The 26,870-nt window shown below is 42.9% G+C and carries 29 protein-coding genes and 2 pseudogenes; 24 read left to right on the forward strand and 7 right to left on the reverse strand.

Annotation, left to right across the window (positions count from 1 at the left end; genetic code table 11):
* Nucleotide 1: 1 nt before the first annotated feature.
* Nucleotides 2-1,402, forward strand: coding sequence for a glycoside hydrolase family 1 protein (locus DWX61_RS06100; protein ID WP_118624310.1), 1,401 nt, complete (start codon nucleotides 2-4; stop codon nucleotides 1,400-1,402).
* A gap of 103 nt (nucleotides 1,403-1,505) precedes the next feature.
* On the opposite strand, the gene DWX61_RS06105 is transcribed toward DWX61_RS06100, so the two are convergent.
* Nucleotides 1,506-2,363, reverse strand: coding sequence for an AraC family transcriptional regulator (locus DWX61_RS06105; RefSeq protein ID WP_118624312.1), 858 nt, complete (start codon nucleotides 2,361-2,363; stop codon nucleotides 1,506-1,508).
* 150 nt (nucleotides 2,364-2,513) lie between these two features.
* On the opposite strand from DWX61_RS06105, the gene DWX61_RS06110 reads away from it, so the two are divergent.
* The 4 genes from DWX61_RS06110 to DWX61_RS06125 all read left to right on the forward strand — a co-directional run bounded on the left by DWX61_RS06110 (nucleotide 2,514) and on the right by DWX61_RS06125 (nucleotide 8,307).
* Nucleotides 2,514-3,884 (forward strand): MFS transporter, encoded by a 1,371-nt coding sequence (locus DWX61_RS06110; RefSeq protein WP_118624314.1) that lies wholly within the window; start codon nucleotides 2,514-2,516, stop codon nucleotides 3,882-3,884.
* Nucleotides 3,885-3,900: 16 nt separating this feature from the next.
* On the forward strand, nucleotides 3,901-5,079 hold the full coding sequence (locus tag DWX61_RS06115; RefSeq protein WP_118624316.1) for a glycoside hydrolase family 5 protein: 1,179 nt from the start codon (nucleotides 3,901-3,903) through the stop codon (nucleotides 5,077-5,079).
* A 1-nt stretch (nucleotide 5,080) separates the two neighbouring features.
* Entirely contained in the window at nucleotides 5,081-6,727 is a 1,647-nt protein-coding gene (locus tag DWX61_RS06120) for a glycoside hydrolase family 43 protein (protein WP_118624318.1), read from the forward strand.
* A gap of 173 nt (nucleotides 6,728-6,900) precedes the next feature.
* Nucleotides 6,901-8,307 (forward strand): MATE family efflux transporter, encoded by a 1,407-nt coding sequence (locus DWX61_RS06125; protein ID WP_118514777.1) that lies wholly within the window; start codon nucleotides 6,901-6,903, stop codon nucleotides 8,305-8,307.
* On the opposite strand, the gene DWX61_RS06130 is transcribed toward DWX61_RS06125, so the two are convergent.
* From DWX61_RS06130 to DWX61_RS06140, 3 genes are all read right to left on the reverse strand, one after another.
* On the reverse strand, nucleotides 8,289-9,407 hold the full coding sequence (locus DWX61_RS06130) for an RluA family pseudouridine synthase (protein ID WP_118624320.1): 1,119 nt from the start codon (nucleotides 9,405-9,407) through the stop codon (nucleotides 8,289-8,291). The genes DWX61_RS06125 and DWX61_RS06130 overlap by 19 nt on opposite strands.
* Nucleotides 9,408-9,510: 103 nt before the next feature.
* Entirely contained in the window at nucleotides 9,511-10,131 is a 621-nt protein-coding gene (locus DWX61_RS06135) for a response regulator (RefSeq protein WP_118514773.1), read from the reverse strand.
* Between the two features lie 133 nt (nucleotides 10,132-10,264).
* Nucleotides 10,265-11,443, reverse strand: a complete 1,179-nt coding sequence (locus tag DWX61_RS06140; RefSeq protein WP_118624322.1) for a sensor histidine kinase — start codon at nucleotides 11,441-11,443, stop codon at nucleotides 10,265-10,267.
* 333 nt (nucleotides 11,444-11,776) lie between these two features.
* Here DWX61_RS06140 and DWX61_RS06145 point away from each other — a divergent pair, with 333 nt between their 5' ends.
* The 3 genes from DWX61_RS06145 to DWX61_RS06155 are packed head-to-tail and all read left to right on the forward strand — an operon-like array spanning nucleotide 11,777 to nucleotide 14,987.
* Nucleotides 11,777-12,718, forward strand: coding sequence for an ABC transporter ATP-binding protein (locus tag DWX61_RS06145; protein WP_330674904.1), 942 nt, complete (start codon nucleotides 11,777-11,779; stop codon nucleotides 12,716-12,718).
* A 12-nt stretch (nucleotides 12,719-12,730) separates the two neighbouring features.
* Nucleotides 12,731-13,855 carry an ABC transporter permease gene (locus DWX61_RS06150; RefSeq protein WP_118624324.1) on the forward strand — a complete coding sequence of 375 codons (1,125 nt, stop codon included), beginning with the start codon at nucleotides 12,731-12,733 and terminating at the stop codon, nucleotides 13,853-13,855.
* A complete protein-coding gene (locus DWX61_RS06155; protein WP_118624326.1) occupies nucleotides 13,842-14,987 on the forward strand; it encodes an ABC transporter permease in 1,146 nt (381 codons plus the stop codon). Before DWX61_RS06150 ends, DWX61_RS06155 begins: the two co-directional genes overlap by 14 nt.
* Nucleotides 14,988-15,007: 20 nt before the next feature.
* On the opposite strand, the gene DWX61_RS06160 is transcribed toward DWX61_RS06155, so the two are convergent.
* A complete protein-coding gene (locus DWX61_RS06160) occupies nucleotides 15,008-15,673 on the reverse strand; it encodes a Gfo/Idh/MocA family protein (RefSeq protein WP_207664985.1) in 666 nt (221 codons plus the stop codon).
* A 331-nt stretch (nucleotides 15,674-16,004) separates the two neighbouring features.
* Here DWX61_RS06160 and DWX61_RS06170 point away from each other — a divergent pair, with 331 nt between their 5' ends.
* From DWX61_RS06170 to DWX61_RS06215, 10 genes and pseudogenes are all read left to right on the forward strand, one after another.
* Entirely contained in the window at nucleotides 16,005-17,150 is a 1,146-nt protein-coding gene (locus tag DWX61_RS06170; protein ID WP_118624330.1) for an aldo/keto reductase, read from the forward strand.
* A gap of 24 nt (nucleotides 17,151-17,174) precedes the next feature.
* The gene (locus DWX61_RS06175; RefSeq protein WP_118624332.1) at nucleotides 17,175-17,408 is read left to right on the forward strand and encodes a DUF3791 domain-containing protein; all 234 of its coding nucleotides are present in this window, start codon (nucleotides 17,175-17,177) and stop codon (nucleotides 17,406-17,408) included.
* Nucleotides 17,386-17,565 (forward strand): hypothetical protein, encoded by a 180-nt coding sequence (locus DWX61_RS06180; protein ID WP_118514761.1) that lies wholly within the window; start codon nucleotides 17,386-17,388, stop codon nucleotides 17,563-17,565. Before DWX61_RS06175 ends, DWX61_RS06180 begins: the two co-directional genes overlap by 23 nt.
* Before the next feature lie 73 nt (nucleotides 17,566-17,638).
* Nucleotides 17,639-18,115: a pyridoxamine 5'-phosphate oxidase family protein gene (locus DWX61_RS06185; protein ID WP_118624334.1), complete on the forward strand. Its 477-nt coding sequence runs from the start codon at nucleotides 17,639-17,641 to the stop codon at nucleotides 18,113-18,115.
* 25 nt (nucleotides 18,116-18,140) lie between these two features.
* On the forward strand, nucleotides 18,141-19,124 hold the full coding sequence (locus DWX61_RS06190) for a D-2-hydroxyacid dehydrogenase (RefSeq protein WP_173754409.1): 984 nt from the start codon (nucleotides 18,141-18,143) through the stop codon (nucleotides 19,122-19,124).
* 21 nt (nucleotides 19,125-19,145) lie between these two features.
* Nucleotides 19,146-20,330, forward strand: coding sequence for an MFS transporter (locus DWX61_RS06195; RefSeq protein ID WP_118624336.1), 1,185 nt, complete (start codon nucleotides 19,146-19,148; stop codon nucleotides 20,328-20,330).
* Nucleotides 20,329-20,550: pseudogene (locus DWX61_RS06200) on the forward strand (GNAT family N-acetyltransferase); the annotation flags it as partial. The gene DWX61_RS06195 and the pseudogene DWX61_RS06200, both read left to right, overlap by 2 nt.
* A gap of 96 nt (nucleotides 20,551-20,646) precedes the next feature.
* Nucleotides 20,647-21,231 carry an NUDIX hydrolase gene (locus DWX61_RS06205; RefSeq protein WP_118514751.1) on the forward strand — a complete coding sequence of 195 codons (585 nt, stop codon included), beginning with the start codon at nucleotides 20,647-20,649 and terminating at the stop codon, nucleotides 21,229-21,231.
* Nucleotides 21,228-21,476: a nitrilase-related carbon-nitrogen hydrolase gene (locus DWX61_RS06210; RefSeq protein ID WP_118514749.1), complete on the forward strand. Its 249-nt coding sequence runs from the start codon at nucleotides 21,228-21,230 to the stop codon at nucleotides 21,474-21,476. Before DWX61_RS06205 ends, DWX61_RS06210 begins: the two co-directional genes overlap by 4 nt.
* A 147-nt stretch (nucleotides 21,477-21,623) precedes the next feature.
* Nucleotides 21,624-21,752, forward strand: a pseudogene (locus DWX61_RS06215) (thymidine kinase); the annotation flags it as partial.
* A gap of 49 nt (nucleotides 21,753-21,801) precedes the next feature.
* Here the strand turns inward: DWX61_RS06215 and DWX61_RS06220 are convergent.
* A complete protein-coding gene (locus DWX61_RS06220) occupies nucleotides 21,802-22,431 on the reverse strand; it encodes an MATE family efflux transporter (RefSeq protein WP_118624338.1) in 630 nt (209 codons plus the stop codon).
* A gap of 94 nt (nucleotides 22,432-22,525) precedes the next feature.
* Between DWX61_RS06220 and DWX61_RS06225 the strand changes: the two genes are divergently transcribed.
* The 4 genes from DWX61_RS06225 to DWX61_RS06240 all read left to right on the forward strand — a co-directional run bounded on the left by DWX61_RS06225 (nucleotide 22,526) and on the right by DWX61_RS06240 (nucleotide 24,589).
* Nucleotides 22,526-23,014, forward strand: a complete 489-nt coding sequence (locus tag DWX61_RS06225; RefSeq protein WP_118514745.1) for a hypothetical protein — start codon at nucleotides 22,526-22,528, stop codon at nucleotides 23,012-23,014.
* A 31-nt stretch (nucleotides 23,015-23,045) separates the two neighbouring features.
* The gene (locus tag DWX61_RS06230) at nucleotides 23,046-23,405 is read left to right on the forward strand and encodes a DUF2500 domain-containing protein (RefSeq protein WP_118624340.1); all 360 of its coding nucleotides are present in this window, start codon (nucleotides 23,046-23,048) and stop codon (nucleotides 23,403-23,405) included.
* Nucleotides 23,406-23,409: 4 nt separating this feature from the next.
* A complete protein-coding gene (locus tag DWX61_RS19195) occupies nucleotides 23,410-23,598 on the forward strand; it encodes a hypothetical protein (RefSeq protein WP_244790007.1) in 189 nt (62 codons plus the stop codon).
* 142 nt (nucleotides 23,599-23,740) lie between these two features.
* On the forward strand, nucleotides 23,741-24,589 hold the full coding sequence (locus DWX61_RS06240; protein WP_118624342.1) for an alpha/beta fold hydrolase: 849 nt from the start codon (nucleotides 23,741-23,743) through the stop codon (nucleotides 24,587-24,589).
* Between the two features lies 1 nt (nucleotide 24,590).
* On the opposite strand, the gene DWX61_RS06245 is transcribed toward DWX61_RS06240, so the two are convergent.
* Nucleotides 24,591-25,226, reverse strand: coding sequence for a class I SAM-dependent methyltransferase (locus DWX61_RS06245; RefSeq protein ID WP_118514739.1), 636 nt, complete (start codon nucleotides 25,224-25,226; stop codon nucleotides 24,591-24,593).
* A gap of 192 nt (nucleotides 25,227-25,418) precedes the next feature.
* Between DWX61_RS06245 and DWX61_RS06250 the strand changes: the two genes are divergently transcribed.
* Nucleotides 25,419-26,036: a helix-turn-helix domain-containing protein gene (locus DWX61_RS06250; RefSeq protein WP_118624344.1), complete on the forward strand. Its 618-nt coding sequence runs from the start codon at nucleotides 25,419-25,421 to the stop codon at nucleotides 26,034-26,036.
* Between the two features lie 5 nt (nucleotides 26,037-26,041).
* The gene (locus tag DWX61_RS06255) at nucleotides 26,042-26,863 is read left to right on the forward strand and encodes a HipA domain-containing protein (RefSeq protein WP_118624573.1); all 822 of its coding nucleotides are present in this window, start codon (nucleotides 26,042-26,044) and stop codon (nucleotides 26,861-26,863) included.
* The last annotated feature ends 7 nt before the right edge of the window (nucleotides 26,864-26,870 follow it).

Raw genomic sequence — 26,870 nt, forward strand, 5'->3', positions numbered from 1 at the left:
AATGTTTCCTGAGAATTTTTTATGGGGTGGCGCGGTAGCTGCCAATCAGTGCGAAGGTGCATATAACGAGGATGGGAAAGGTCTTTCCATCCAGGATGTTCTTCCTCATGGAGTCAAAGGTCCGAGAACAGAAAAGCCGACAGAAGATAATATGAAGCTGGTAGGAATTGATTTTTACCATCATTATAAAGAAGATATCAAGCTGTTTGCTGAGATGGGCTTTAAGGTTTTCCGTATTTCCATCGCATGGAGCAGGATTTTCCCGAAGGGAGATGAGGAGACACCTAACGAGGCAGGACTTAAATTCTACGATGATCTGTTTGATGAGTGCAGAAAATATGGCATTGAGCCACTGGTAACCCTGTCCCATTATGAGACTCCGCTGTATCTGGCAGAGCATTATGATGGCTGGGTAAACCGTGATCTGATCGGCTTTTACAAACGCTACGTTACGACAGTGTTTAACCACTATAAGGATAAAGTAAAATACTGGCTGACATTTAATGAGATCAATTCCATTCTGGAATCTCCGTTCATGAGCGGCGGAATCAATACTCCGAAGGAAGAACTTTCCCAGAGTGATCTGTATCAGGCTGTGCATCATGAGCTGGTGGCCAGTGCCTGGGCAACAAAGATCGGCCATGAGATCAATCAGGATTTCAAGATCGGATGTATGATCTTAAGCATGCCGGTATATCCTCTGACTGCAGAGCCGTCCGATGTGCTTGCAGCAATGGAGCAGGATCATAAAAATATGATGTTCGCAGACATTCATGTTCGTGGCTATTATCCGGGATATGCAAAACGTTATATGCGGGAGAATGGTATCAGCATTTCTGTTACAGATGAGGATATGGAAATCCTGAAAAACACGGTAGATTTCGTTTCTTTCAGCTATTATGTGAGTGTATGTGCCACAGCAGATCCAAAGAAAAATGTCCGCGGTGAGGGCAATCTTCTTGGTGGTGTGCCGAACCCGTATCTGAAAGCCAGTGACTGGATATGGCAGATCGACCCGAAGGGACTGCGCTATGTACTGAACACTCTGTGGAATCGTTATCAGAAGCCGCTTTTCATCGTGGAAAACGGCCTTGGTGCTATGGACAAGCTGGTGCAGGGTGAAGATGGTGAGATGACTGTAGAGGACGATTATCGTATTGAATATCTCCGTGATCATATCCGCCAGATGGAAGAGGCTGTCATGGATGGCGTAGATCTGATGGGATATACTACATGGGGATGCATCGACCTTGTCAGTGCATCGACAGCAGAGCTTCGCAAGCGTTACGGATTCATTTATGTAGACCGTAATGATGACGGAAGCGGAACATTGAAGCGTTATAAGAAAAAGAGTTTTCATTGGTATAAAAAGGTTATTGAGACCGATGGACGGGAATTATAAGATACTGAGAAATTTAGAATATTAAGACAAAAAATCTTCCGGGAGTCTGTGAGATACGCTTCCGGAAGATTTTTTGTTAAACGAAAATAAGAACGCTGGTTTGTCAGTCCTTGGCGTTCTGAGTGTTTTTCCGGACTTTGGTAGGCGTACATCCAAAATGTTCCTGAAACATCCGGCGAAACAGCTTGTAGTTGGTGAAACCATGCCGTTCCAGTATTATGTGAACAGGGTCTTTAGTGTTTATAAGATCCTTGTAAATAAAAGAAAGCCGGTATTCGTTCTGATATTCCAGAAAGGTAACTCCCATTTTTTTCTTGAAAAATCTGCAGAAATAGCCGGTCTGCAGGTAAGCGACACCGGCAATCTCGTCCAGAGATATGGGACGCTGATAATTTTCGGCAATGTAATTCAGAACAAAGTTCAGCCGGTCAAGATCTTTTTTCTGCTGGCTTAGATCACTGTGAAAGATCCGGACGCGGAAATTGTGATACAGCTGAAAAAGAAGCTCAAAGATCAGACTGTTAAAACGCAGGATAAAACCATCTGGCCGGATATCGTCAATGATCTGAAGCTGCTCCAGAGTCGTTTTCAGCATTTCCAGTTTTGTTCTTTTTACGGGATCTTTTGTATGATGATCCCAGATAAACATAAACTGCTGAACATTCGGAATATATTTTTCCATAAAATCCACAGGAATCTGGAGAACGATCGCTTTATTTGGAACTGTGCATTTGGTGGAATGAATTACATTGACATTGATCAGGATGCAGTTTCCCGGGTGGATGGTAAAGCTGGTATTTTCTATGGTGACATCAAGAGCGCCTTCCTGCATATAAAGGATCTCAACAGCCCTGTGCCAGTGCGACGGAATGTAGCTTCCGTTGTCTGTAGAAGTGTAAAATTTAACGTTGGTGACACCCGAATAATCTATGATCTCATAGGAAATTTCTTTTTTATCCATAAAACCCTCCTGCAAAAAGAGAATATTGACCTATATATTGGAGCTTTTTTGACCTAATAGATACAGAATCGTTATGATAGTATAATACCATAAAACAAAGCTCCATGGCCATGGAAATGTGAAATAAAACAAAGGGAGAGGTAAAAAAATATGAATCAAAAGAGTAAATTGACCTTTGGAAAAATTTTGGAACGTTTTTCCTATGGATGTGGTGATTTCGGATGTAACATTATTTATACAGCAATGTCAGCGTTTCTGCTGTTCTATTATACGGACTATGCCAATGTCAGTGCGATAGCAGTGGGAACCATTATGATGGTTTCGCGTATTTTTGATGGAATCAGTGATATTATCATGGGTGTGATCGTTGACCGTACAAAATCCAAGTATGGAAAAGCAAGGCCATGGATCCTTCGTATGTGTATTCCGTTTGCAATATCCGGAATCCTTCTGTTTTCCGTTCCGGCTTCCTGGGCATCAACACCGAAGCTGGTGTATGTATTTATCACATATAATCTGGTATCTACAGTGATTTATACAGCGATCAATGTACCGTATTCTGCACTGAACGCACTGATGACACAGGATCCGTATGAGCGTTCTGTTTTAAGTATTTTCCGAAATCTTCTGGCAACAGCCGGAACACTTACGATCAATACATTTACACTTCCGCTGGTGGAGCACTTCGGAAACAATGCAGCAGCATGGACTAAAACATTTATAGTATTTGGCTTTGTGGCAATCGTAGCATTTTTATTTACTTTCTTTGGAACAAAGGAACGTGTACGTGCATCTGAGAACAGCGGAGAGACAAAGGCAGAGGATGTGCCTTTTGTAACAGGTATCAAAGCACTTTTCAAAAACAAATACTGGATCATGATGACAGGTATGCTTGCCCTTTTCTTCCTTATGTATTCTGTTAACGGTGGTGCGACTGTATATTATGCAAAAGATATTCTCGGCGACAAAAATCTGGTAGGTACGATCAACGGTATTTTTAATATTGTACAGATCTGCGGAATGTTCTTTATTGCCATGATGGTTAAGAAACTTGGAAAGAGAAATGTATTTTCTATTGGTCTTATCCTGGATATCATTGGAATGCTGGTACTGAATTTTTCCGGTGGTTCCATGGCGATCATTGTGATTTCCAGTGTGATCCGTGGTGTTGGTAATGCCTGTGGCGGTGCAACTATGTGGGCAATGGTTTCCGACACGATCGATTATGGTGAGTGGAAAACAGGCTGCCGTACAGAGGGCCTTGTAAACAGTGCCTGCAGCTTTGGATATAAGATCGGAAATGGAATAGGATCTGCACTTCTCGGACTGATTCTGGAAATCGGCGGCTATGTGGGAACTGCAGCTGTACAGACAGAATCTGCACTGACTTCTATTAAAATCTGCTTTGTATGGATTCCGATTGCAGTTTATGTATGCGGACTTGTGATCATGAAATTTTATCATCTGGACAAGGAATTTGCCGGAATCATCGAAGATCTGAAAAAGCGTACACAGAAGTAAAAGGAGAGTACCGGATATGAATATAAAAGGCGTAAATCTTGGAAATTGGCTGGTTCTGGAGAAATGGATGAACCCGGCCCTGTTTGAGGGAACAACAGCGGAAGATGAGTATTATCTTCCAACGCAGCTTTCACCGGAGGTATATGAAGCAAGGATAAAAATCCATCGTTCGGAGTACATCACAGAAAGAGATTTTGTAACCATAAAAAGAATGGGAATGGATTCTGTCCGTATTCCGGTACCATATTTTATATTTAGGGACAGAAAGCCATTTATCGGCTGCATTGAAGAACTGGATAAAGCATTTAACTGGGCGGAAAAGTACGGACTTACCATTCTGATCGATCTTCACACTGTACCGTTAAGCCAGAATGGTTTTGATAACGGTGGAATCAGCGGCGTGTGTAAATGGGCACAGAATCCGGATGAGGTAGAATTTGTTCTTGGAGTTCTGGAACGTCTGGCAAAACGATACGGTCATAGAAAAGGTCTGTTTGGCATACAGCCGTTGAATGAACCTGTAACTGAGAATATGTGGGGGACTATGGATGTGCAGAACCGTTATGCACCGGCAGATCCGGAGCTGGCAAAAGGCTCAGCCCCGATCACCATGGAATTCTTAAGAAAATTTTATCTGGAAGCATACGATCGGATCAGTACTTACATGCCAAAGGAAAAATACGTTGTGCTCCACGACGGCTTTGAGCTGATGGCGTGGAAGGACTTTATGCAGGAAGAAAAATATTCCAATGTGATTCTGGATACTCATCAGTATCTGATGGTGGCAGAGGCAAGAGGCTGCAGTCAGACGATCGAGGGATATCTGAAATATGTGCGTGAGGAGCTGGAACCACAGATTACGGAGATGGAAAAATATTTCCCGGTGATCTGCGGTGAATGGTGTCTCTTCAATTCCCTTGCATGCGGCTGTGATACAAAAGGCGGACAGAGTGTGCTCAACGGAGTGGAAGGAAGCGAACGGGAAAGTCTTTCCACAGAAGAGAAAAAAGAAATCTATGCGACTTTGGCGAAGGCACAGCTGGAGCTTTGGGATAAATGCAGCGGATATTTTTACTGGAGCTATAAACTGCTTACAGATACCGTGAATACTCCGGGCTGGATCGGCTGGGACAGCTGGGATCTGGGACGGTGCGTTGATTTTGGCTGGTTTCCGGCCGGAAAAGGAGAAAAATAATATGATTATAAATCCAATACTTCCGGGTTTCAATCCGGATCCGTGCATCTGCAGGAAAGGTGATGATTACTATATGGCAGTTTCTACTTTTGAATGGTTTCCGGGAATTCCGGTTTATCATTCAAAAGATCTGAAAAACTGGGAACTGTATACACATGTTATTACAGATGACGAAAAAGTAGATCTCAAGAAACTTCCAAGCGCAAAGGGAATCTGGGCTCCGTGCCTGACCTACTGTGAGGAAGAGGATATGTTCTATGTTGTTTACGGAGTAATGAATTCCATGAACGCCAGATATTTTGATGTGGATAATTTCCTGATCTGTGCAAAAGATATCCGCGGACCGTGGAGTGAGCCGGTTTATCTTCATTCTTCCGGCTTTGATGCTTCTCTGTTTCACGATACCAACGGAAAAAAATATGTGGTATCTCTGGAGTGGGAGACAAGAGAAGGCTATGAGAAGCCAGGCGCTATCTGTATGGTAGAGTATTCACCTGAGAAAAAAGAGATTATCGGTTATCCGAAGAGAATCTGGCGAGGTGGTACAGACCGGGGATGCATTGAGGCACCGCATCTTACAAAACGTGGGGAATATTATTACATTATGTGTGCAGAAGGCGGTACAGGTTATAATCACTGCGTGACAATGGGACGGTCCAAAAATGTATGGGGACCATATGAAAAAGATCCAAAGAACCCGATTGTTACCAGCGTTCCAGGAGAATCCTATGAGCGCCAGGATCCGGATCATCTGAAACCAAAGTACTATAACCCGGACTCTGTTCTTCAGAAATCCGGACACGGAAGCTATGTGGAGCTTCCTACCGGAGAAGTGTATCTGGTACATCTCTGTGCAAGACCGTTTGTACCGGAGCTTCGCTGTACACTTGGAAGAGAGACAGCTATCCAGAAAATGATGTGGACTGAGGATAACTGGCTTCGCATGGCAGATGGAAGCAATCTGGCGAAGATTGAGGTGCCGGAAACATCTCTTCCGGAATATCTGGTGGAAAAAACTCCGGATTTTGATGATTTTGATGAGGATGAACTTGGAAACTTTTATTATTCTCCAAGGATTATGCCTCAGCGTTTTGCAGATATGAAAGCAAGAAAAGGCTATGTGCGTCTTCGTGGACAGGAATCCAGAACATCTCTCAACAAAGTAAGTATCCTGGCCAGAAAGCTTACAAGTGTATATGCGCGGATCACCACAAAGATGGAATTCACACCGGAAGTACATCAGCACAGCGCAGGCCTGATTCTGTATTACGACAACATGAATTATATCAATCTCCGGAAATATTACAGTGAAACCCTGGGACAGAGTGCGTTGTCCATCATCCATCTGGAAAACGGAGAAAAAACAGAGTTTCTGAACACCAGAATTCCGGTAGAAGATAAACCAGTTTATCTGAGACTTTATATAGAGGGAAGAAAATCTTGGTTTGAGTGGAGCTATGACGGAGAAACTTATGAAAAGATCGGACGTATCTTTGACACCACAAGATTTTCTGATGAGTACTGTAAGTACGGAGAATTTACAGGAACCATGGTTGGAATCACCTGTGCAGACCGCATTCTCCACAAAAAATGTGCGGACTTTGACTTCTTCGAATATATTGCAGATGAGAGTCATATGGTGGAGTAAAAAGATACAAAAAAACGGGGATTTATCGTTATAAAGACTATTGAAAATAAAAGAAGTTTGTAGTAAGGTAGTAGCTACAACGCTTACGAAAAGGAAGACTGTTTCGGGTGGGCAGTCTTCTTTTTGTGGAGAATTTTGGATGAAGGAAAACGAAAAACAAGGAGGAAGAATTTATGGAGAAGGTAAAAGAGAAATCTTCTTTTTTCCGAAAGTTCGTAGGAGATAAGAGATTTTATCTAATGGTCCTGTCTATTGCGGTACCGATCATGGTACAGAACGGGATCACAAATTTTGTCAGTCTTCTGGACAATATTATGATCGGTCGTATCGGTACAGAACAGATGTCAGGAGCAGCGATCGTCAATCAGCTGATCTTTGTATATAATCTATGCATTTTCGGCGGGGTGTCCGGAGCGGGAATTTTTACAGCACAGTATTTCGGACAGAAGGATCATGAGGGTGTCCGCCAGACACTTCGTTATAAACTGTGGATGGCAGTGATTCTGACAGCGATCACCATTATACTGTTTCTGACAGCAGGGGGTTCACTGATCAGCATGTATTTAAAAGGTGACGGAACCGCACAGGAAATCAGGGATACTCTTATTTATGGGAAACAGTATTTATGGATCATGCTTCTGGGACTTCCGCCATTTATGATGGTGCAGGTCTATGCAAGTACCTTACGTGAATGCGGTGAGACTGTACTTCCAATGAAGGCCGGGATCGTGGCAGTGCTGATCAATCTGATATTTAATTATCTTCTGATCTATGGAAAATTCGGCTTCCCAGAAATGGGAGTAAGAGGTGCGGCTGTTGCCACAGTGCTCTCCAGATATGTGGAAGCCTGCATTGTCCTGAGCTGGACACATAAGCATACTGAAAAGAATATTTTTGCACAGGGGCTGTATTCAACATTAAAGGTTCCGGCGAACCTGACAAAGAAGATACTTATTAAGGGAACCCCGCTGCTTTTGAATGAGACCTTATGGGCAGCCGGAGTGGCCATGCTGACACAGTGTTATTCAGTCCGTGGACTGAACGTGGTTGCGGGATTAAATATTTCCAATACCATCAACAATGTATTTAATATCGTATTTATCGCACTTGGAGATTCGGTAGCCATTGTTGTAGGACAGCTTCTGGGGGCAGGTAAGATGAAGGAAGCCAGAGATACGGACAACAAGATGATCGCATTCTCTGTGTTCTGCTGTACCTGCGTGGCAGCCGTGATGTTTGTGATGGCACCACTGTTTCCAAGGCTTTACAATACCAATGCTGAGGCACGTACTCTGGCGAAATATTTTATTATGATCACAGCATTTTTCATGCCGCAGAATGCATTCCTGCATGCAACGTATTTTACCTTGCGTTCCGGCGGAAAGACCATTGTTACATTTCTGTTTGACAGTGTGTTTATCTGGGTGGTAAGTGTGACGATCGCATTTACCTTGAGCCGTTTTACAGGTTTGCCTGTACTTGTGATCTACGCAATGGTCCAGGCTGCGGATATGATGAAATGTGTCATTGGATTTATCCTTGTAAAAAAAGGCGTATGGCTTCAGAATATCGTTTCATAGAATTTTTTGAAATCTTCCGGGAGGGGCGCTTCCAGGGAGATTTCTTTTTTTGCATTTTTGTCATGATACATGGAAGACGGGGTGTCGGAAGCAATTTCATCAATTGGAAATGGAAGTTGAAATTTAAGCTTCCACGCGTGGAGTGCAGCTCGGGAAAAATGGTTCGACATGTCCGATAAACAGTACAGAGAATCACCCAGAAGAGGATGCCCGAGAGATGCCATGTGCACACGGATCTGATGGGTACGGCCGGTTTTCAGACGGAGCATTACAAGGGAAGCCGGAGCTGCTGCGTCAGGGCCGGTAGATTTCAGGACAGAATAAAGGGTTTCTGCATGTTTGCTTCCGGGAAGCGTGCCATCTGTGGATACGACCATTTTCAGACGGTTATCCGGGTCAGGTGCAAGGGGAATTGAGATCCTGTGAAAAGATCCATATTCATCCACAGGCATGAAACCGGAAACTGCAGCCAGATAGGTTTTCTCTGAAAGCCCCTCCGCACGCTGATTTTGTAATCTGGCTGCAGCAGTCTGGTTCTTGGCAAAAAGCAGGATACCGGAAGTTTCTTTATCCAATCGTCCGATAGACCGGACCTTGGTAGGCTCTTCCTTGGACCGGAAATAGGAAGCCACCTGGTTGGAGATACTGTCACTGTAGTGAGAACCGGAAGGATGAGTGACTATTCCAGCCGGTTTGTATATGGCAAGAATATCCTGGTCTTCGTAGAGGATTTCCAGTTCAGGAAAAAAATGTGAAGTTGAAGCTGATAAACAGCAGGAATCAGAATTAGAATATGAACAGAAGGTTAAGTCTGTAGAATGATGGAAACAGGATTTGTGACGGTCTGAATTGACAGTGAAAGTCGCAGATTCCAGCTGGGCAGAATCCACATCGTCCGTTTCCAGGCATACTGTGATCTGATCCCCGGGATAAGCTGTTTCCGTTACCCGGCACTGCTGTCCGTTTTTCCGGATACCACCGGGACGGAACTTTGCCTGGCTGATCTGCTTTTTTGTAAGACCAGCCTGAGTGCGAAGAAAGCGGGAGATAGGCATTGGAACAGCTGCTTCCGGGATATGGATAGTAAGATAGCGGTTCATTGTGAGAAATCCTCCGATTATAAATTATAGTAAAACATTGAAAAGACATCTATATTCTGTAATATAGGACAGTTGCAGGTGCGGCGGTGGATGTAATCGGATTTTATTTATGCTGATAATAAAACACAGCAACCTGTGTCCGATCCCTCAGCTGCAGTTTATCCAGAATGGAACTGAGATAATTTCGTACAGTTCCCTCACTGAGAAACAGTTCTGCGGCAATCTCCTTATTGCTGTATCCGTTGGCAATCAGCCGGATAATATCCAGTTCCCGTTCATTGATCTCCCGGGAAGTATAATCAAATCCACCGGAAGACTGCAGAAGCTCCGGGATCTTGGACATGATCTCCGTGCCGAATACAGTCTGTCCGGAATAGACTGCCTGCAAAGCTGGAAAAATGCTGGTATAATCCTGCTTCAGAAGATAACCCTTTGTGCCAAGGCGGAGGGCTTTTACAATATATTCATCATCGGAAAAAGTAGTCAGAAGAAGAATTTTAGCCTCCGGAAATTCATCCAGTATCTTTCTGGAAGCTTCCAGTCCGTCCATTCCTTTCATACGGATATCCATCAGAAGAATATCCGGAAGATATTCTCTGTACAGAGTACAGGCTTCTTCACCATCAGAGCCGGTGGCAGTCACTTCGATATCCGGGTTTGACTCAAGAATGGTTTTTAATGCACCTGCAACCAGGCAATCATCGTCTACGATTATAATTTTCATGTCAAAATCTCCTGTTTATGAGTTATAAAAAATAAATTTACAGATCAGAAAAAACGGACGAATCCAATATGCCGGGAAAGTACTTTGATCAAACAGGGAAGGTTTCCGGCAGAGTGAGAAATATCTGTCTGCTTCAATTAGAAACAGATTTCGGGATCGTCACAAAGATCCGAAAACCATTCTCCTGCGTAATCTGGACTGTACCGCCCAGCGCCTTTGCACGGTCCCGGATATTGGATAGCCCCATACCACCGGAAGTGCTTTTTTCCTTATTGATGTCTGCTTCAGTTTGAATATCCGGGATTCCATTTCCCGGTGTCCCATTATCCTCAATGCACAACTGATAAAGTGCAGGATGCTCCCGCAGAAGAATATTTACGGAATCTGCATTACTATGCCGCATCACATTGGAAAGCCCTTCCTTTGTAATACTGATCAGACTGTATTTCACCTCTCTTGGAATCTGCCTGGACATATCATAAGTAAGCTTCACCGGGCAGAAGGTGAAATCCTTTACAAGTCCTTTTATGGCATCTTCCAGATCTACCGCATCGTCATGAAGATCATGGACACTGGAACGGATGCTGTTCATGGCACCATTCAGAGATTCTTCCAGATTTCCGAGCAGAGGATCAAGAGCATCATTTTTGTTGATGGTTTTGCAGGCAGCAGTCATAAGGATAGAACGGGATAGTACATGTCCCACATTATCATGGATCTCTCTGGCAATTCTGTTACGCTCACGCAATGTAGCTGCATAGATCTCGTAATCCTGTTTTTCCAGAAGTGCCTTGTTTTTTTCAGAAAGAAGAAGCGCATGTTCCTCACTGTCATCCCGGATCTGATGGAAATCCTGGTAAAGAGTCTGATATTTTTCTGCATAGAGCCAGAGAAAAAATGAGAGAATGAATCCAAAAATCCCAAGCAGACAAAGAACTGCCGGAAATCTGTTGATCTGAAAAACCAGAAATCCCCAAAGTGGAAGCTCAGCCACTGCCAGAGGAAAAAGTTCGGCAGATAAAGTCTGATACAGAAGCAGCGGGAAAAACAGAAGAAGATCCGAAAACCACAGGGAACATAATCCAAAGATCACAAAACTTCCGGCAAGAACCGGAATGATATTTCCGGAGCGCTTTAACACTGGCAAAGAATTGCGTGAACAGGATGTTCTACATATCCTGCACAGATAAGTAATGCAGCAAAGGATCACCGCAAAAAGAAGGGCAAACACAAGAGACTGATCTGCAGGCACATAAAAAAACGTCAAAGTACTGTATAAAAACAATAGGATGGAATCTGTAAAATAACGCATAAAAAATATACCCTTTCTACTACAGAATTACAGCATTTTCCGAAAGTCATGCAGATAACCGGCTAAAATTATCGCATCCTGTTCCGGGAGAACCCCTTTCGCCGCACAAATTTCTGAAATCAATGTGTCTATATTATAATATACCGGTTCCTTCCCTGCAAAGAAAAATCTGAGCTCTTGCGAAAGACATGACATTTGTCATTCGCAGATAATGACATCCAACACTTGGAGCAGACAGAAGAAAAAGATATAATAGATCATAGAAGAAATATGAATTTCTGCAGTAAAAAAGGAAAGACCTGTTTAACGGACAGGAAAAGGGGAGGAAAACATATGCCACAGAGTATGGTCCACATAGAAAATCTGGTAAAACGATACGGTGATCTGACCGCACTGAATCATCTGGATCTGGACATCCGGGAAGGTGAGATCTTCGGATTACTTGGCCCTAACGGCTCGGGAAAGACAACGGCCATCAACTGCATTTTGTCACTTCTGAAATATGACAGAGGTGAAATAAAAATATTCGGAGAAGAGATGAAGCCGGACAGCTATAAGCTCAAGGAACAGATCGGGATCGTTCTTCAGAATGTAGCCGTTTTTGATGAGCTGACAGTGCAGGAAAATATAGATTACTTCTGCGGCCTTTACATACGAGACAGGAAACGGAGAAAAGAGCTGGTGGAGGATGCCATTGAATTTACAGGTCTTGAAGATTTCTGCAAAATGTACCCGAAGAAGCTTTCCGGAGGCCTTTTGCGCAGATTGAACATTGCCTGCGGGATTGCCCACAAGCCAAGACTGATCATCATGGATGAGCCGACGGTAGCTGTAGACCCACAGAGCAGAAACAAGATTCTGGAAGGAATCCAGACGCTGAACCACCAAGGCTCCACCATTATCTACACATCTCATTACATGGAAGAAGTGGAGCAGATCTGTACCAGGATCGCCATCATGGATCACGGAAGAGTCATCGCTCAGGGAACAAAAGAAGAATTGAAGCAGATGATCAAAACAGGAGAGACCATCACCGTAGAAGCCATTGCTCTGGAAGAAAAAAATCTCCGGGATATCCGCACACTGGAGCATGTGTTTGATGTGCAGTATGAAAAAGAGGTGCTGGTCGTGCGCTGTACCGATGCGAAGCATAACCTGATCCGTCTTCTTAATTATCTGCAAAGTCAGGATATTTCTTTTGGAAGAGTCTTTTCCGAGCTGCCCACATTAAATGATGTCTTTCTGGAGATCACCGGAAAACAGCTGAGAGATTAGGAGGAATGGGAGATGTTGCATTTACTGAAATACAGTTTTCTTTCCAAGATCCGGAATTTTAACATTGTATTCTGGCCGCTGATCTTTCCGCTTGTGCTTGGAACCTTTTTCTACTTTGCATTCGGAAATATCAATGAAGCAGATTTTCAGACGGTTCCTGTGGCAGTGGTGAAGAAAGCTTCGGCAGATACGTTTTTTATGACCTATCTGGATGAAGTGGAAAAAAGCAGTCCGGATCTTTTAAAGGCAGAAGAAATGCCGGAAAAAGAAGCTTTGGAAGCATTACAGGATAAAAAAATAAAAGGGATTTATTACGTGGGAAAAGAGCCTTCCCTTACAGTAGCAGGAACCGGAATGGAAGAAAGCATCCTCCAGACTGTTCTCGACAGCTGTGAAAACACCAGAACGACCATCACCAACATCATGAAAAAAAATCCGGAGATGGACATAGAAACCATAACAAACCTGTTAAGCACTGACAGTCTGGTAAAGGAGGTCTCTCTTGGTGGTCGGACCATTGACGGAAATATGCAGTTCTTTTACGCACTGATCGCTATGGCTTGCTTGTACGGAGGTTTCATTGGCTTTGGCTCTGCAATCGGGATTCAGGCCAATATCACACCTCTGGCAGCCAGACGGTGTGTAACGCCGACCCACAAGCTGAAGCTGATCCTTACAGACCAGCTGACATCTTTTGCTCTGGGCTATATGGACGTGATCATTTTGATCCTGTATCTCCGGTATATTCTTAATCTGGATTTTCAGGGACAGATGGGAAAAATGCTGGTGATATCTTTTTTCGGAAGTCTCATCGGTGTATCTATGGGAATGTTTATAGGCAGCTTCGGAAAAATGCAGGAAGGTGCCAAAATCGGGATCATACTGGGAATTTCCATGGTAAGCAGTTTCCTTGCAGGACTGATGAACGGAAATATGAAGGATATCGTGGAAAAAAGTGTTCCGATTGTGAACCGGATCAATCCTGCATCACTGATTTCAGATGCGTTTTACTGTATTAATGTGTATGATGATATGATCAGATATTATAGAAATCTGATCACACTGGCGGTAATGTGTGTGGTGCTGGCGCTGGCATCCTTTTTCATGGTCAGGAGGGAACGTTATGACAGTATTTAAAGGCTATATGAGGATCATGAAAAAAAATACAGGTCTGATCCTCCTGTATCTGGGCATTTTTTTCGGAGTGACAATGGCACTTCAGGCAGCGGCCGGTAAGGAAACTTATACCAGCTATGAAAGCGAAAAAATAAAGATCGGAGTGGTGGATAAAGACAACGGACCACTTGCAGAAGGACTGGTAAAATGGCTTGAAGGTACGCATCACGTGACCATGCTGGAGGATAACAGGGAGAAGCTTCAGGAAGAGCTTTTTTACAGAAATGTAGAGTACATCGTGGTGATCCCTGAGGATTTTTATGAGAACTGTATGGTAAACGGAGAGAGCATTTCTGTGACAAAGGTGCCCGGATCTTACTCGGCATATTATGTGGATCAGCAACTGGAGAGCTGCCTGAATACAATGCGGACATATCTGAAAGCCGGTTTTTCCCAGAAGGAAGCGGCAACAGCGATCCTGGATGAAAAAAGAGGAGAAGTCACCATGCTGGATACAGATGAAAACAGTGGTACGTCTGGATGGCTCTATTATTTCCGATATATTCCATATCTGTTTCTTGCATTACTCTGCTATGTGATGGGCTACGTGTTGATGGCTTTCAAAAAAGACGATATACCAAAAAGAATGCAGGCATCTGCGGTTTCTGCAAGACGGCAGAGTCTGGAAGGGCTTCTGGCCATGTTTATCATGGGCGGGGGCTTATGGGGAATCGGTATGGCTGGAGCCATCCTTATGTATGGAAAAACATTTCTCAGTTCAGAAAATTTCGGATACTATGTACTGAACACTCTGGTGATGATGGCAGTGGCACTTTCGCTTTCTTATCTGATCGGTCTTTTTGTAAAAAACAGCAACATGTTAAGCGGGATCGCAAATATTCTGTCTCTTGGAATGTGCTTTCTGTGTGGTGTGTTTGTTCCCATGAATATTATGGACAGAAACGTCCTGAAGGTGTCTCAGTTTCTTCCTGTGTACTGGTATGAAACCGTAAATGAGACGCTTGGAAGTTACAGCCACCTCACGAGGGAGGCAGCTGTATCGGTCTGGAAAGGCATCGGCCTGGAAGCCATGTTTGCCATTGTTTTTGTCTGCATGATCCTGGCAGTGACCAGGTATCAGAGGCAGAAATAAACAGAAGTAACCGAAGAAGATCAGTCCCAGTTTTCATCCGGATATTTCATGTTCCACTCTTTACGGAGATAAGTCATGATATCCATAACATCTTTTGTATAATTCAGATATAAACCGGAGGTATCATGTGTAAGAACTGCATGTTCCATATCCTCCATCTCATAAAGCAGTGCATCGGAAGTGTCACCGCAGGAAATCTCAGTTTTTTCTCCTGTCTCTGCATCTACGATCACTGCTTTATCTGCACGTGGATATTCCATGATCTCGATATAACCTTTTTCACAGCTGATCATGGCACGTTTCGGCTGTTTGGAATGCATGGAAAGTGCGACAGTTGCCATCTGGCCGGAATGATTTTTAAGAAGGATGGTAGCCTGTTCATCAGAACCGGTAGGAGAAGGTTTCCACTGGCTTAAGATCTCATCCGGCTTTTCATCCATAAAGCTCCGGACAATGGAGAGCGCGTAAACACCGATATCTAGCATGGCACCGCCTGCCAGGTTCATATTGAAGAAACGGTTGTTCATATTGTGTTCTTTGAAACTTCCGAAATTCATGGTGATCATCTGGACTTTTCCAAGAGAACCGCTGCGGACAGTTTCCCAGAGCTTTTTGTAGATCGGCATATGCCAGATGGTCATGGCCTCAGCAAGGATGAGATTTTTTTCCTCAGCCAGAACGAACATTTTTCTAAGCACCGCACAAAAAGCGTACAGGAATTTCGTTTTGAATTAAGTCAAGGCATTCGCAGTCAGATATTTTTTGCCACTTTCGTGAAAAATGTTGAAATACATATAAAATCAAATGATATGACAAAGGCTTTAAAATAGCTGATTCATCAGCAAGTCTACCATTTATAAAGTTGTAAACTGGTGTATTGTATGTACATTATTCATATAAATGAAGTATACATCCAAACAGAAGGAATGGCAAATACCTATTAACTATGATAGTATATAGCTAACAGGCATGATGAGGATGTCGAAGAGGAGAAGGTTATCAGAAGGGAGAACAGCTATGAAAACAAGAAGATTAGGAAAAACAGAGCTTCAGGTCAGCGAGATCGGTTTTGGAGGAGAGTGGCTGGAACGCCATCCGGAGGAAGAAAGTATTGAGTTGATCCATTATGCATCTGCACAGGGGATCAATATCCTGGACTGCTGGATGCCGGACCCGAAATCCAGAAATATCATTGGGGAGGGAATCAGGGAGAACCGTGACAAATGGTTTATTCAGGGACATATCGGATCAACATGGAAGGACGAGCAGTATTACCGTACCAGAGAGATGGAATATGTGCGTCCTGCATTTGAGGATCTTTTAAAAAGGCTCCAGACGGATTATATTGATTTTGGCATGATCCATTATGTGGACTCTGAGGAGGAATGGGAAAATCTCCAGCATTCGGAATATATGGATTACGTGATGGAACTGAAGAGAACCGGCGTGATCCGTCACATCGGCATGAGTTCCCACAACCCGAAAGTAGCGAAAAAAGCAGCGGAATCCGGATATGTGGAAATGATCCTTTTCAGTATCAATCCGGCTTTTGATATGCTTCCTGCAAGTGAAAATATTGATACCATGTTTGCGGAAGAATTTGACAGCAGCTTAAAAGGAATCGATGCAGACCGTGCCCGCCTGTACAAAGCCTGCGAAGAAAATGATGTGGGTATCACAGTTATGAAAGGTTTTGCAGGGGGAAGACTTTTTGATGAAAAACGTTCTCCTTTCGGTGCAAGCCTGACACCGGTACAGTGCATCCATTACGCACTTACAAGACCTGCAGTCTGTTCCATCATGTGCGGCTATGACACAAAAGAGCAGGTCAATGATGCCGTAGCATATGAAACAGCAACGGAGGAAGAAAAAGATTACGCATCAGTGATCGCCAATGCCCCGTTCCATTCCTATAAAGGAGAGTGCACTTACTGCGGACACTGCAAGCCATGTGCGGCAGAGCTGGATATTGCCATGATCAATAAGTTCTACGATCTTGCCACCATGCAGCCGGAAGTCCCGGCAACTATAAAATCCCACTACGAACTTCTGGAGCACAAAGCTTCCGAATGCATCGGCTGCCAGGAATGCGAAACCCGTTGCCCGTTCGGCGTGCCGATCGCAGAAAGGATGGAGAAAACTGCGAAGTTGTTTGGGTGCTGATATCTGATACAGGAGGCCTTGGGAATGATGAAACAAAATATAGAAAAGTCAAGAGAACTGGAATTTGCGATATTTTGTATTGAAAATGTAGCAGCAAAACTGGGTGTAAGTGCAGAAAAGGTATATAATGCTCTGGCAGAAAAAAGTGATATTTTGAATGATTACATCATTCCGGAGGGATTTGTTTCTCTGTGTCCGGTGCTTAGGATCAATGCAGAGATTCAGGATAATAAAAATGGCTATCTGGAATTTTACTGAAAATGATGCCCATGGTGTCAGCATCGGTAAAACCCTTCCAGCCTACTCGGAAGAACAAAAAACAATATATTCCAGAGAAGCCTTTACAGCAGAAAATGCAGCAAAAATCCCATGCAGACAGGGGCTGGGAACATATAAAGTTATTTTTGAAAGATAAAGTAAAGATAACAGAAAAACAGTCATAGAAGCAAGAAAACAGATTAGATACAGAGCAAGGGGAGGACCAGTTTATGTTTCGAAAAATGAGAAGATTCAAACAGGAATTAACCAAAGAAGAATGTATCGAAATCCTGAAAAAAGAACCGCGAGGCGTACTTTCTGTGCAGGGAGAGGAAGGCTATCCTTATGGAATGCCGATGACCCACTGGTATAATGAGAAAGATGGAAAAATCTATTTCCACGGAGCGAAATCCGGTCATAAGATCGATGCCATCAGAAACTGTGATAAAGTTTCATTCTGTGTTATGGACAAGGGATACCGGAATGAGGGCGAATGGGCATTAAATATCCGAAGCGTCATTGTATTTGGACGCCTTCACACAGTGGAAGAACCGGAAAAAGTAACAGAAATATGCACAAATTTATGCAAAAAGTTCACGGATGATGAGACATATGTGGAATACGAACTGGAACATTTCGGCTCCCAGGTTCTCTGTCTGGAGCTGGAACCGGAACATATAACCGGGAAACTGGTAAATGAGTCCTGAAAAATTGCCTGTGGAGAAGAATATCATGGGAAATACAGAGAAGAAAATAAAAGTCCTGGTAAAGCCACAGTGTGACGCGGAAATCCGGGACAGGTTTATAACAAAATTTGGAGAGAAATGTGAGTTTGTTTTTGAGGAAAATGAAACCAGGGATTCTATCACAACAGCGGAAGTGGTGATCGGAGAACCGGAAGAATCGGAACTTCAGAAAGCCGGAAACTTCCGCTGGGTTCAACTGACATGGGCCGGTGCGGATAAGTATACAAAAATGAAAACATTTCCGACAGGAGTTACATTGACTAATGCTTCCGGAGCATTCGGAAAAATCATATCGGAATATGTGATCGGGAACATCATTGCCCTGTACCGAGGATTTCCTGTTTACTGGAAAAACGAGAAGGAACATCTCTGGGTACAGAATAAATTATCAGACACTATATACGGAAAAAATGTTCTTATCCTGGGAACCGGCGACATTGGAAAAAATATCGCTCACAGAATGAAAGCATTTGAAACCCGTGTGACTGGAATAAAAAGAACTGCAGTCTCAGAACATTCAGACCAGCTGAAAGATTTTGACCAGATATACGATCTGACAGCATTGGATCAGCAGCTTCAAAAAGCAGATATCGTAATCGGCTGTCTCCCTGGAACGCCGGAAACAAAAGGACTTCTGAATTACGACCGGCTGCATTCCATGAAAAAAGAAGCAATTCTGGTCAACATAGGACGGGGAAGTCTCATTCCAACAGAAGATCTGATCCGAGCATTACAGGAGGGGCATTTAAAAGGCGTAGTCCTGGATGTATTTGAGACAGAACCCCTGCCGGAGACATCACCTCTCTGGAATATGGAAAACATCCTCATCACCCCACACATCGCAGGTCCAAGTTTCGGAGGAAACGCAGAAGTCCAGGACATGATCTGGAACATCTGTATGGAAAATCTGGAACGATATGTGAATGGAAAAGAATTAAAGAATATTGTCCGGTTAAAGGACGGGTATTAAATAACATTGGAGGATGTTTAAATGAAAGACAAATACCGGAAAACGGTATACGCCTGTTTTGCGGGTTACATCGTACAGGCGATCGTAAATAACTTTGTGCCGCTGCTTTTTCTGACATTCGAAAAAAGTTACCACATTCCACTGAGCCAGATCACAATGCTGATCACATTCAATTTCGGGATTCAGCTGCTGATCGATCTTCTGTCAGCAAAATTTGTAGACCGGATCGGTTACCGGATTTCCATTGTTCTGGCACATGTATTTTCGGCAGCAGGACTGATCTGTCTGGTGATCCTGCCGGATCTTTTGCCCAACGCATTTGCGGGATTATTTATTTCCGTAGTGATCTATGCCGTAGGCGGAGGACTGATTGAAGTGCTGATCAGCCCCATTGTAGAAAGCTGCCCAAGCGACAACAAAGAAAAGGCAATGAGCCTTCTCCACTCTTTTTACTGCTGGGGTCATGTGGCAGTGGTTCTGCTTTCCACGATTTTCTTCCGGATATTTGGAATTGAAAACTGGAAGATCATGGCACTGATCTGGGCGATCATTCCGGTTGTAAATGGTATTGCATTTACAAAAGTTCCTATCGCAACGCTTATCGAAGAGGGTGAGACAGGAATGACCATAAAAGAATTATGCAGAAATAAAACATTCTGGATCCTGATGTTAATGATGCTGTGTGCAGGCGCCAGCGAGCAGGGCGTCAGCCAGTGGGCGTCCACATTTGCGGAGATGGGACTTGGTGTAAGTAAGACCATCGGTGATCTTGCAGGCCCTATGGCATTTGCAATCCTGATGGGAAGTTCCAGAGCCTTTTATGGAAAATTCGGAGACCGGATTGATCTGGACAAATTTATGATCGGCAGCAGCATTCTCTGTATTATTTCCTATCTGTGTATTTCCCTTGCACCATCTGCATTTGTGTCACTGATCGGCTGTTCCATCTGCGGATTTTCTGTAGGAATCATGTGGCCGGGAAGTTTCAGCAAGTCGTCCATGGCACTGCGAAGAGGCGGAACATCCCTGTTTGCACTTCTGGCACTGGCTGGAGATGTAGGATGTTCCGGAGGCCCGACGTTAGTTGGCTTTGTGTCCGGGATATTATCGGATAACCTGAAAAGGGGAATTCTGGCAGGGGTTATTTTCCCTGTATTTTTGCTGGTGGGAATTCTGCTTCTGAAAAACAGACAGAGTGCAGACTGAGCTGCTCTGCCTTTCTCCGGAGGCCAGAGGGAACGGGCTTGGAAAGCAGCTGCTTCAGTACGGTATCGAAATTTATAACATTCAAGAACTCACCGTAAACGAACAGAATCCCCGGGCAGCCGACTTTTATGAGCACATGGGATTTCAGACATATAAAAGAACGGATCATGATGAGAAAGGGAATCCGTATCCGCTTCTGTATATGAGGCTATCCAAATAAGCAAAAGGGTTATTTGTCTGTGAACAGGTACAGGATGCGTGGTTTACCAGTGCTATATTGACACTGTGTTGATAAAGTCGAAAGGAAAGGATAACAATGAACTGTCAGAAACTGATCGATCAGATAGAAAAATACAAGCCCTACAATGAACAGGAAGAAAAAGATAAGATCTTAATTTTGGACTGGATCAGAAACAATAAGAATGCTTTTTTGAGAGAGAATACAGTAGCCCATATGACAGCTTCCGCCTGGGTTGTGAACAAGGAACGAAACAGAGTTCTTATGGTATATCACAATATTTACAACTCCTGGTCTTGGCTTGGAGGACATGCGGATGGGGAGACGGATCTTCTGTCTGTTGCAGTCCGGGAGGTAAAGGAAGAAGCCGGAATTTCCAATGTTCATCCGGTGTCCGAGGAGATTTTTTCCATGGAATCTCTGACTGTAGATGGTCATGTGAAAAAAGGAAAATATGTATCCAGCCATCTGCATTTTAATATCACATATCTCCTTGAGGCAGACCCGGAAGAAGCGGTTTCCATAAAAGCAGATGAAAACAGCGGCGTAGCCTGGTTTTCACCAGAAGAAGCATTGGAGAAATCTACAGAACCGTGGTTTGTGGAGCATGTTTACAGCAAACTTCTGGAAAAAATGAATGATGTGAAGGGGAACGGTAAATGAAAATTGCACTTGTACAGATGAGTATGGGAAAAGAAATATCTGAGAACCTTGATAAAAGCCTGAAATACTGTGATATGGCAGAAAACTGTGATCTGGTCTTTTTTCCGGAAATACAGCTGACACCGTTTTTTCCGCAGTATCACAAGGTATGTGTGGACCATTACTGTATAGATATGGATAATGATGCACTGGTAAGATTGTGCCGGAAAGCATCCGTACCTGTGCAAGAAAAGGTGCAGACCTGATCATAGTCCCGACTGCAAATACAAAAGCAGATGACAGAGAGCAGTATGATCGATAAAGGAGAAACAAAAAAATGGCAAAACTATATTTCAGATACGGGGCGATGGGAAGCTTGAAGTCTGCCAATATTCTGATGGTGCGGGAAACGTGCACAGTGCAATACACGATATTCCAACGGAAAAATCGTGCGGGAAGGCGCACAGATCATGCTGGGTTCCAATGAAAGTTATGTGGCACTTTGCAGAAAACACTATAAAGAAGGGAAATTGTGGAAGTGAGATAACATCCGGAAGCAGGGAAGAATATGATGCTCCAAAGCCAGATAAGTCAAAACAACTTATCTGGCTTTTTTGCAATAAATCCGATCGCAATAAGGAGTATCGTCAACACCCATGAGATCGGAAATGCATAATACGGAATGTTTAACGGATGGTAATGTCTGAAAACCGTGCATATCCATGCAATGCGAAAACAACAGGTCCCGCTAATGGTGGCAACAGCCGGGTACAGGGAATGTTCGGTGCCTCTTAATACGCCTGCCGGAATTTCGTACAGGTTGCACAGCGGTTCGAAAAAAAGAATGCACAGGATACGAAGACAGGTATTCTGTATAACGATTTGATCTGCAGAAAAAATTCCTGCAAAAAAATTCCGGAATATGACAAAGGGTTCAATAAGGACCAGACTGCTTAAGACAGAGAAAATCATACATATCCGCAGGATTTTTCTGCATCGGTGATCCTGACCGGCAGAATGGTTCTGGCTGGTAAAGGTGGTCGCTGTCTGGCCGAAGGCAGTGATCACATAATAGGTAAAATATTCAAAGTTCATGGCAATGGTACTGCCTGCAATTGCAGAAGAGCCGAAGCCATTCACAGAGGCCTGTACAAAAATATTGGCAAAGCAGAAAACAGCACCCTGAATGGCAGAGGGGATTCCGACTTTAAGAACCGCCATCACAGATCCGTAAAATCTGATTTGAAGTTAGAACAGGAATTTGATAAAATAAAAGTAAATCAAGACTAACACGGAACGAAGGAGGAAAAAGAATATGATAGCACAGGTGCTGCTGGAGGGTTTGATACTTGGGATTTTGCTGATGGGGATCTGCGCCGTCGGGATTCGAAAGGGCGCAGTGGGAATGTTGCATCTCTATCATCAGGATGTAAAAGATCGCTGTGTGGAACTGGGATTGACAACCCATGAGAAAATCAGCAAAAACAGTAAGATGTTTAAGATCATTTGTATTCCGGGATACATACTGTATATTCTCGTATGTGTATATGCTATAAATGGCGCAGAGGATTTCCTGTCCGGTTTCTGGCAGATGTTTGTCATTTTATCAGTGATGAATGTGATAGACCGTTTTCTTGTGGATGACTGGTGGGTAGGTCATACAAAAGCATGGATCATTCCGGGAACAGAAGACTTAAGGCCGTACATCACCAGCGAAGATAAACGCAAAAAATGGATTGCAGGAACTGTTGGAATGGCAGTGATCTCAGCGGTGCTGGCAGTGATTGGTGTGTTAGTAATGTAGTAAAAATAGGCAGATAAAGGGGAAAGAAATTATGTTTTATGGATTTGACCAGGTATTTAATATTTTATTTGCAATTATATTTTTCTGCGTTTTGGGAACGATGGTTTATATTTTTGCCAAAAATATCAGTACATGGAATAAAAATAACAATTCTCCCAGGTTAACGGTCACAGCAGAGATTGTTGCAAAGCGAACGAAGGTTTTCCATAATCAGCAGTCTGACGGTTTTAGCACCACTACATCTACCAGTTACTATGTGACTTTTGAAGTGAAGAGCGGCGATCGAATGGAACTTGCTGTCACAGGAAAGGAATATGGTCAGATGGCAGAGGGAGATGTTGGTGAATTAAGTTTTCAGGGAACGAGATTTCTTGGATTTGAGAGAAACTGAAAAAATGGCGGAACATGTGGGAATTGGAGGTAAAAAACATGAAAGAAAAACAAATTATGGAAACTGGATACCGGAGAAAATGCTGTATCTGATATTTGGGCTTGCAGCAGGAGCGGTTGTCACCAAAGATGTACCTGCCAATAAAGTTGTGGCAGGAGTGCCGGCAAAAGTGATAAGAGATGTAAAAAAATAGATCAGAATACAGAGAAAGGAACAAAAGGCTTATGGCCAATGGAATAACCGTGTGAACTGAAAGAAGTTTGCACGGTTTTTTGAAAAAAATATGTTAGAAGAAACTAATTTATAATGAAAATTAAACTTACGGAGGGAAAAAGATGTCATATTCAGAAGAACTGAGAGCATTTGCAGCAACCCATACATATAAGGATATAAAAGTCGACGGAAGTACTTTTCATTATGTATTGAGTGGGAAAAAAGATGGAAAGACGCTGATACTGTTAAATGGAGGAATGAATACACTGGAAATGTGGATGCGATATGTAGATGCGCTGTCTGATACGTATCAGGTACTGCTTTTTAATTATCCCCAGGAGATTCGGACCAACCAGGAACTGGTAAAAGGGATGCATGTTTTTTTCGAAAGGCTGGGGATTAAAGAGCCGGTCTTTATAGGTGCAAGTGATGGCGGCATGGTTGCCCAGATCTATACGCAGGCGTATCCGGGGAAAGCTGGGGGGCTTATTCTGATCTCAACAGGCGGTATGGATGCGGAGACGATAAAAAGTCTCAGGAAGAAATATTTTTTGGCACCGCTGATGCTATTTTATATGAAACATTGTAATTATGAGAAACTGAAACCGAAACTGATCAAAGTCGGAATGGGACACAGCCGGAACGAGAGTAAAGAAGAACTTGCATATGCCAAAGATATGTTTGAAACTATTTTCAAAGATTATACCCAGGAAAAAGATGTGCATATTTCCGGCCTGCTGGCTGATCTGATGAAGCAGACGCCGGTTACGGAAGCTGATTTTAGAATGCTTAAGGGAAAAATACTTCTGATACTTCCGAAGCAGGATTTCTTTTCCGAAAAGATGCAGAAAGACCTGATACAGCTGATGCATGATCCTGCAATCCAGTATGTTTCGGGTGGACATCTTTCTACGATTTTGAAAGCGGATGATTATGTAAAAGTGATCCGGGATTTTCTGGGAAACATATAAATCATTTCCGCGCAACAAGATGTGCGCGGAAGCCTTTCTGCTTTTCCATAGTCAGTACTGTGAATCCGGCTTTTTCTGCCATGGTGATGAATTCTGCAGGTTTGTGTATCTTTACGTCGCCGTGTCCGAACAGATTAGCCAAGGGCATCTCCAGATGATTCATAAGCCAGACAACGAAGTTGGAGGAAGTATAGTCGCGCAGGATCAGGCGACCGCCTTTACGCAGGACACGGTAGGTACTGTTAAAAAAGTCCTGGGGATTTGGATAATGATGAAAACTGTTTGCACAGATAACGGCATCAAAAGAATCATCCTCAAAGGGCAGATTTTCACTGTCACCTACAAGAAATTCCGTGTTGGAGAGATTCTTGGCCTGGGCCACATGGATCATCTCAGGAGTAAGATCCAGACCGGTGTAGTGTTTCTCCGGATATTTTTCATGAAGAAGTTCGATCATCGGGCCAGTTCCACATCCACAGTCCAGAACATCGCAGAAAGGCTCTTTTTCCAGTTCAGCCAGGATCGGCGGATAATCGTCCTTGCACATTTCATAAATGCCGGCGTGTCCACTGTCATAGATCTTGGCTGCCTGTGTAAATTCTTTGACAGAAAGTTTTTTATATTCTTCAGGGGTCATAGCAACGTCTCCTTGATATTGATTTACTGTTAGATTCCACTAACTAACGGTATCATAAATTTCAGGAAAAGTCAAAAGGAATATGGTTGATAAAACCTGACAGAGCTAATATTTGCGTAAGAAAGAAGTGTCAAGAAATAAAAACTTGACACTTCTTTCTTTTACATGTTATAGTCAGACTGAGGTGGTTATATGAAAGAAAAAGAACCAGACTTAACGGAACAAATCAGAGCGATTTTTGGTACAACAGATGTTAAAGAGTTAAGGCAGATCGCAGAAGATGCAGCATGCTACAGAAAAAAAGGAAATTCTGTAAACAGGAATCCGGCCGGCAGAAAAAATTCTTTTACAGATCCACAGCTTGCGAATATCCTTGCGTTGCAGAAACAGGGTGTGAAGATTACAGAAATTGCAAAAAAATACCATGTATCCAGACAGACGATCTACAGTCAGATAAAACGTGTGCATAATTTCAGTGAAGATCCAGATGTAAAAATGAGGATGTATTTTATGAACAGGGATTATCTGTGCACGATGATAGATATAGATTTTTTACACGAAAAAATTTATATTAAAAATTATACGGATCAGATACCATTAAGGGCATTTGGAGTTGTGGATAATCCAAGCTGGAATGATTTTGAGTATTTTCTGGAGGACAGATGTTTTCCCAGGACACGTGATCATGCAAAAGAAATCCTGAGAGATATAGGAATTCCTTTTTATGATCCACTTCTGATTATTGAAAAAACAGATGGATATATGGAAGGGGATCACCAATGGATCATGATGGTAAAAAAGGAGAGATGATTTTTATGGATAAAGTTGAACTTGATAAATATTCTCCTTTGCATAAGACAGGGCATACATCAAAAGGTGATCAACGTAAATGGAAGATTGAGAACCTGTGGTACAAGGCGGATTATATGGGATATGAGAGCCTGGCAGAGGTACTTGTTTCGAAGCTTCTGGACAGAAGTGAATTGAGCTATCCGTTTGTAAGATATGAACCGGTTCAGATCGAATATAAAGAGCAGGTTATATCTGGTTGTGTTAGTGAGGATTTTTTAAAAAAGAATGAAATTCTGATTCCAGTTGAGAAATTGTATCGCCAATATATGGGGGAAAGCCTGGCTATAAGGCTGACTGATTTTGAAGAAGTTACGGAAAGAATTCAGTATATGGTAGAACAGGTTGAACGTATAACTGAGATTGAAGGTTTTGGCAAGTATATTACGGCAATGTTGGAGATTGATGCTTTTTTTGTAAATGAGGACAGACATACCAATAATATTGCTGTGATCTATAATGAAAAAACACAGAGATATTCGCTCAGCCCTTTATTTGACCAGGGACTTTGCATATTTGCAGATACCAGTGTGGACTATCCACTAGAATTATCCTACGAGGCTTGCCTGGAAAAAATAGAATCAAAACCTTTTAGCATGGATTTTGACATTCAGCTTGAGGCAGCAGAAGAATTATATGGAACCCAGATAGATTTTAATTTTAACATTGAGGATGTAAATGCCATTCTGGATTCCGTTGATGGGATGTATTCTGAAGAAATCTGTAATCGAATCAGGGAATTGTTGCGTTATCAGATTCGAAAATATTCTTATCTGATAAAAAAATAATCAACAT

This window comes from Ruminococcus sp. AF20-12LB, from assembly GCF_003478985.1.
Taxonomy (GTDB): domain Bacteria; phylum Bacillota; class Clostridia; order Lachnospirales; family Lachnospiraceae; genus Blautia_A.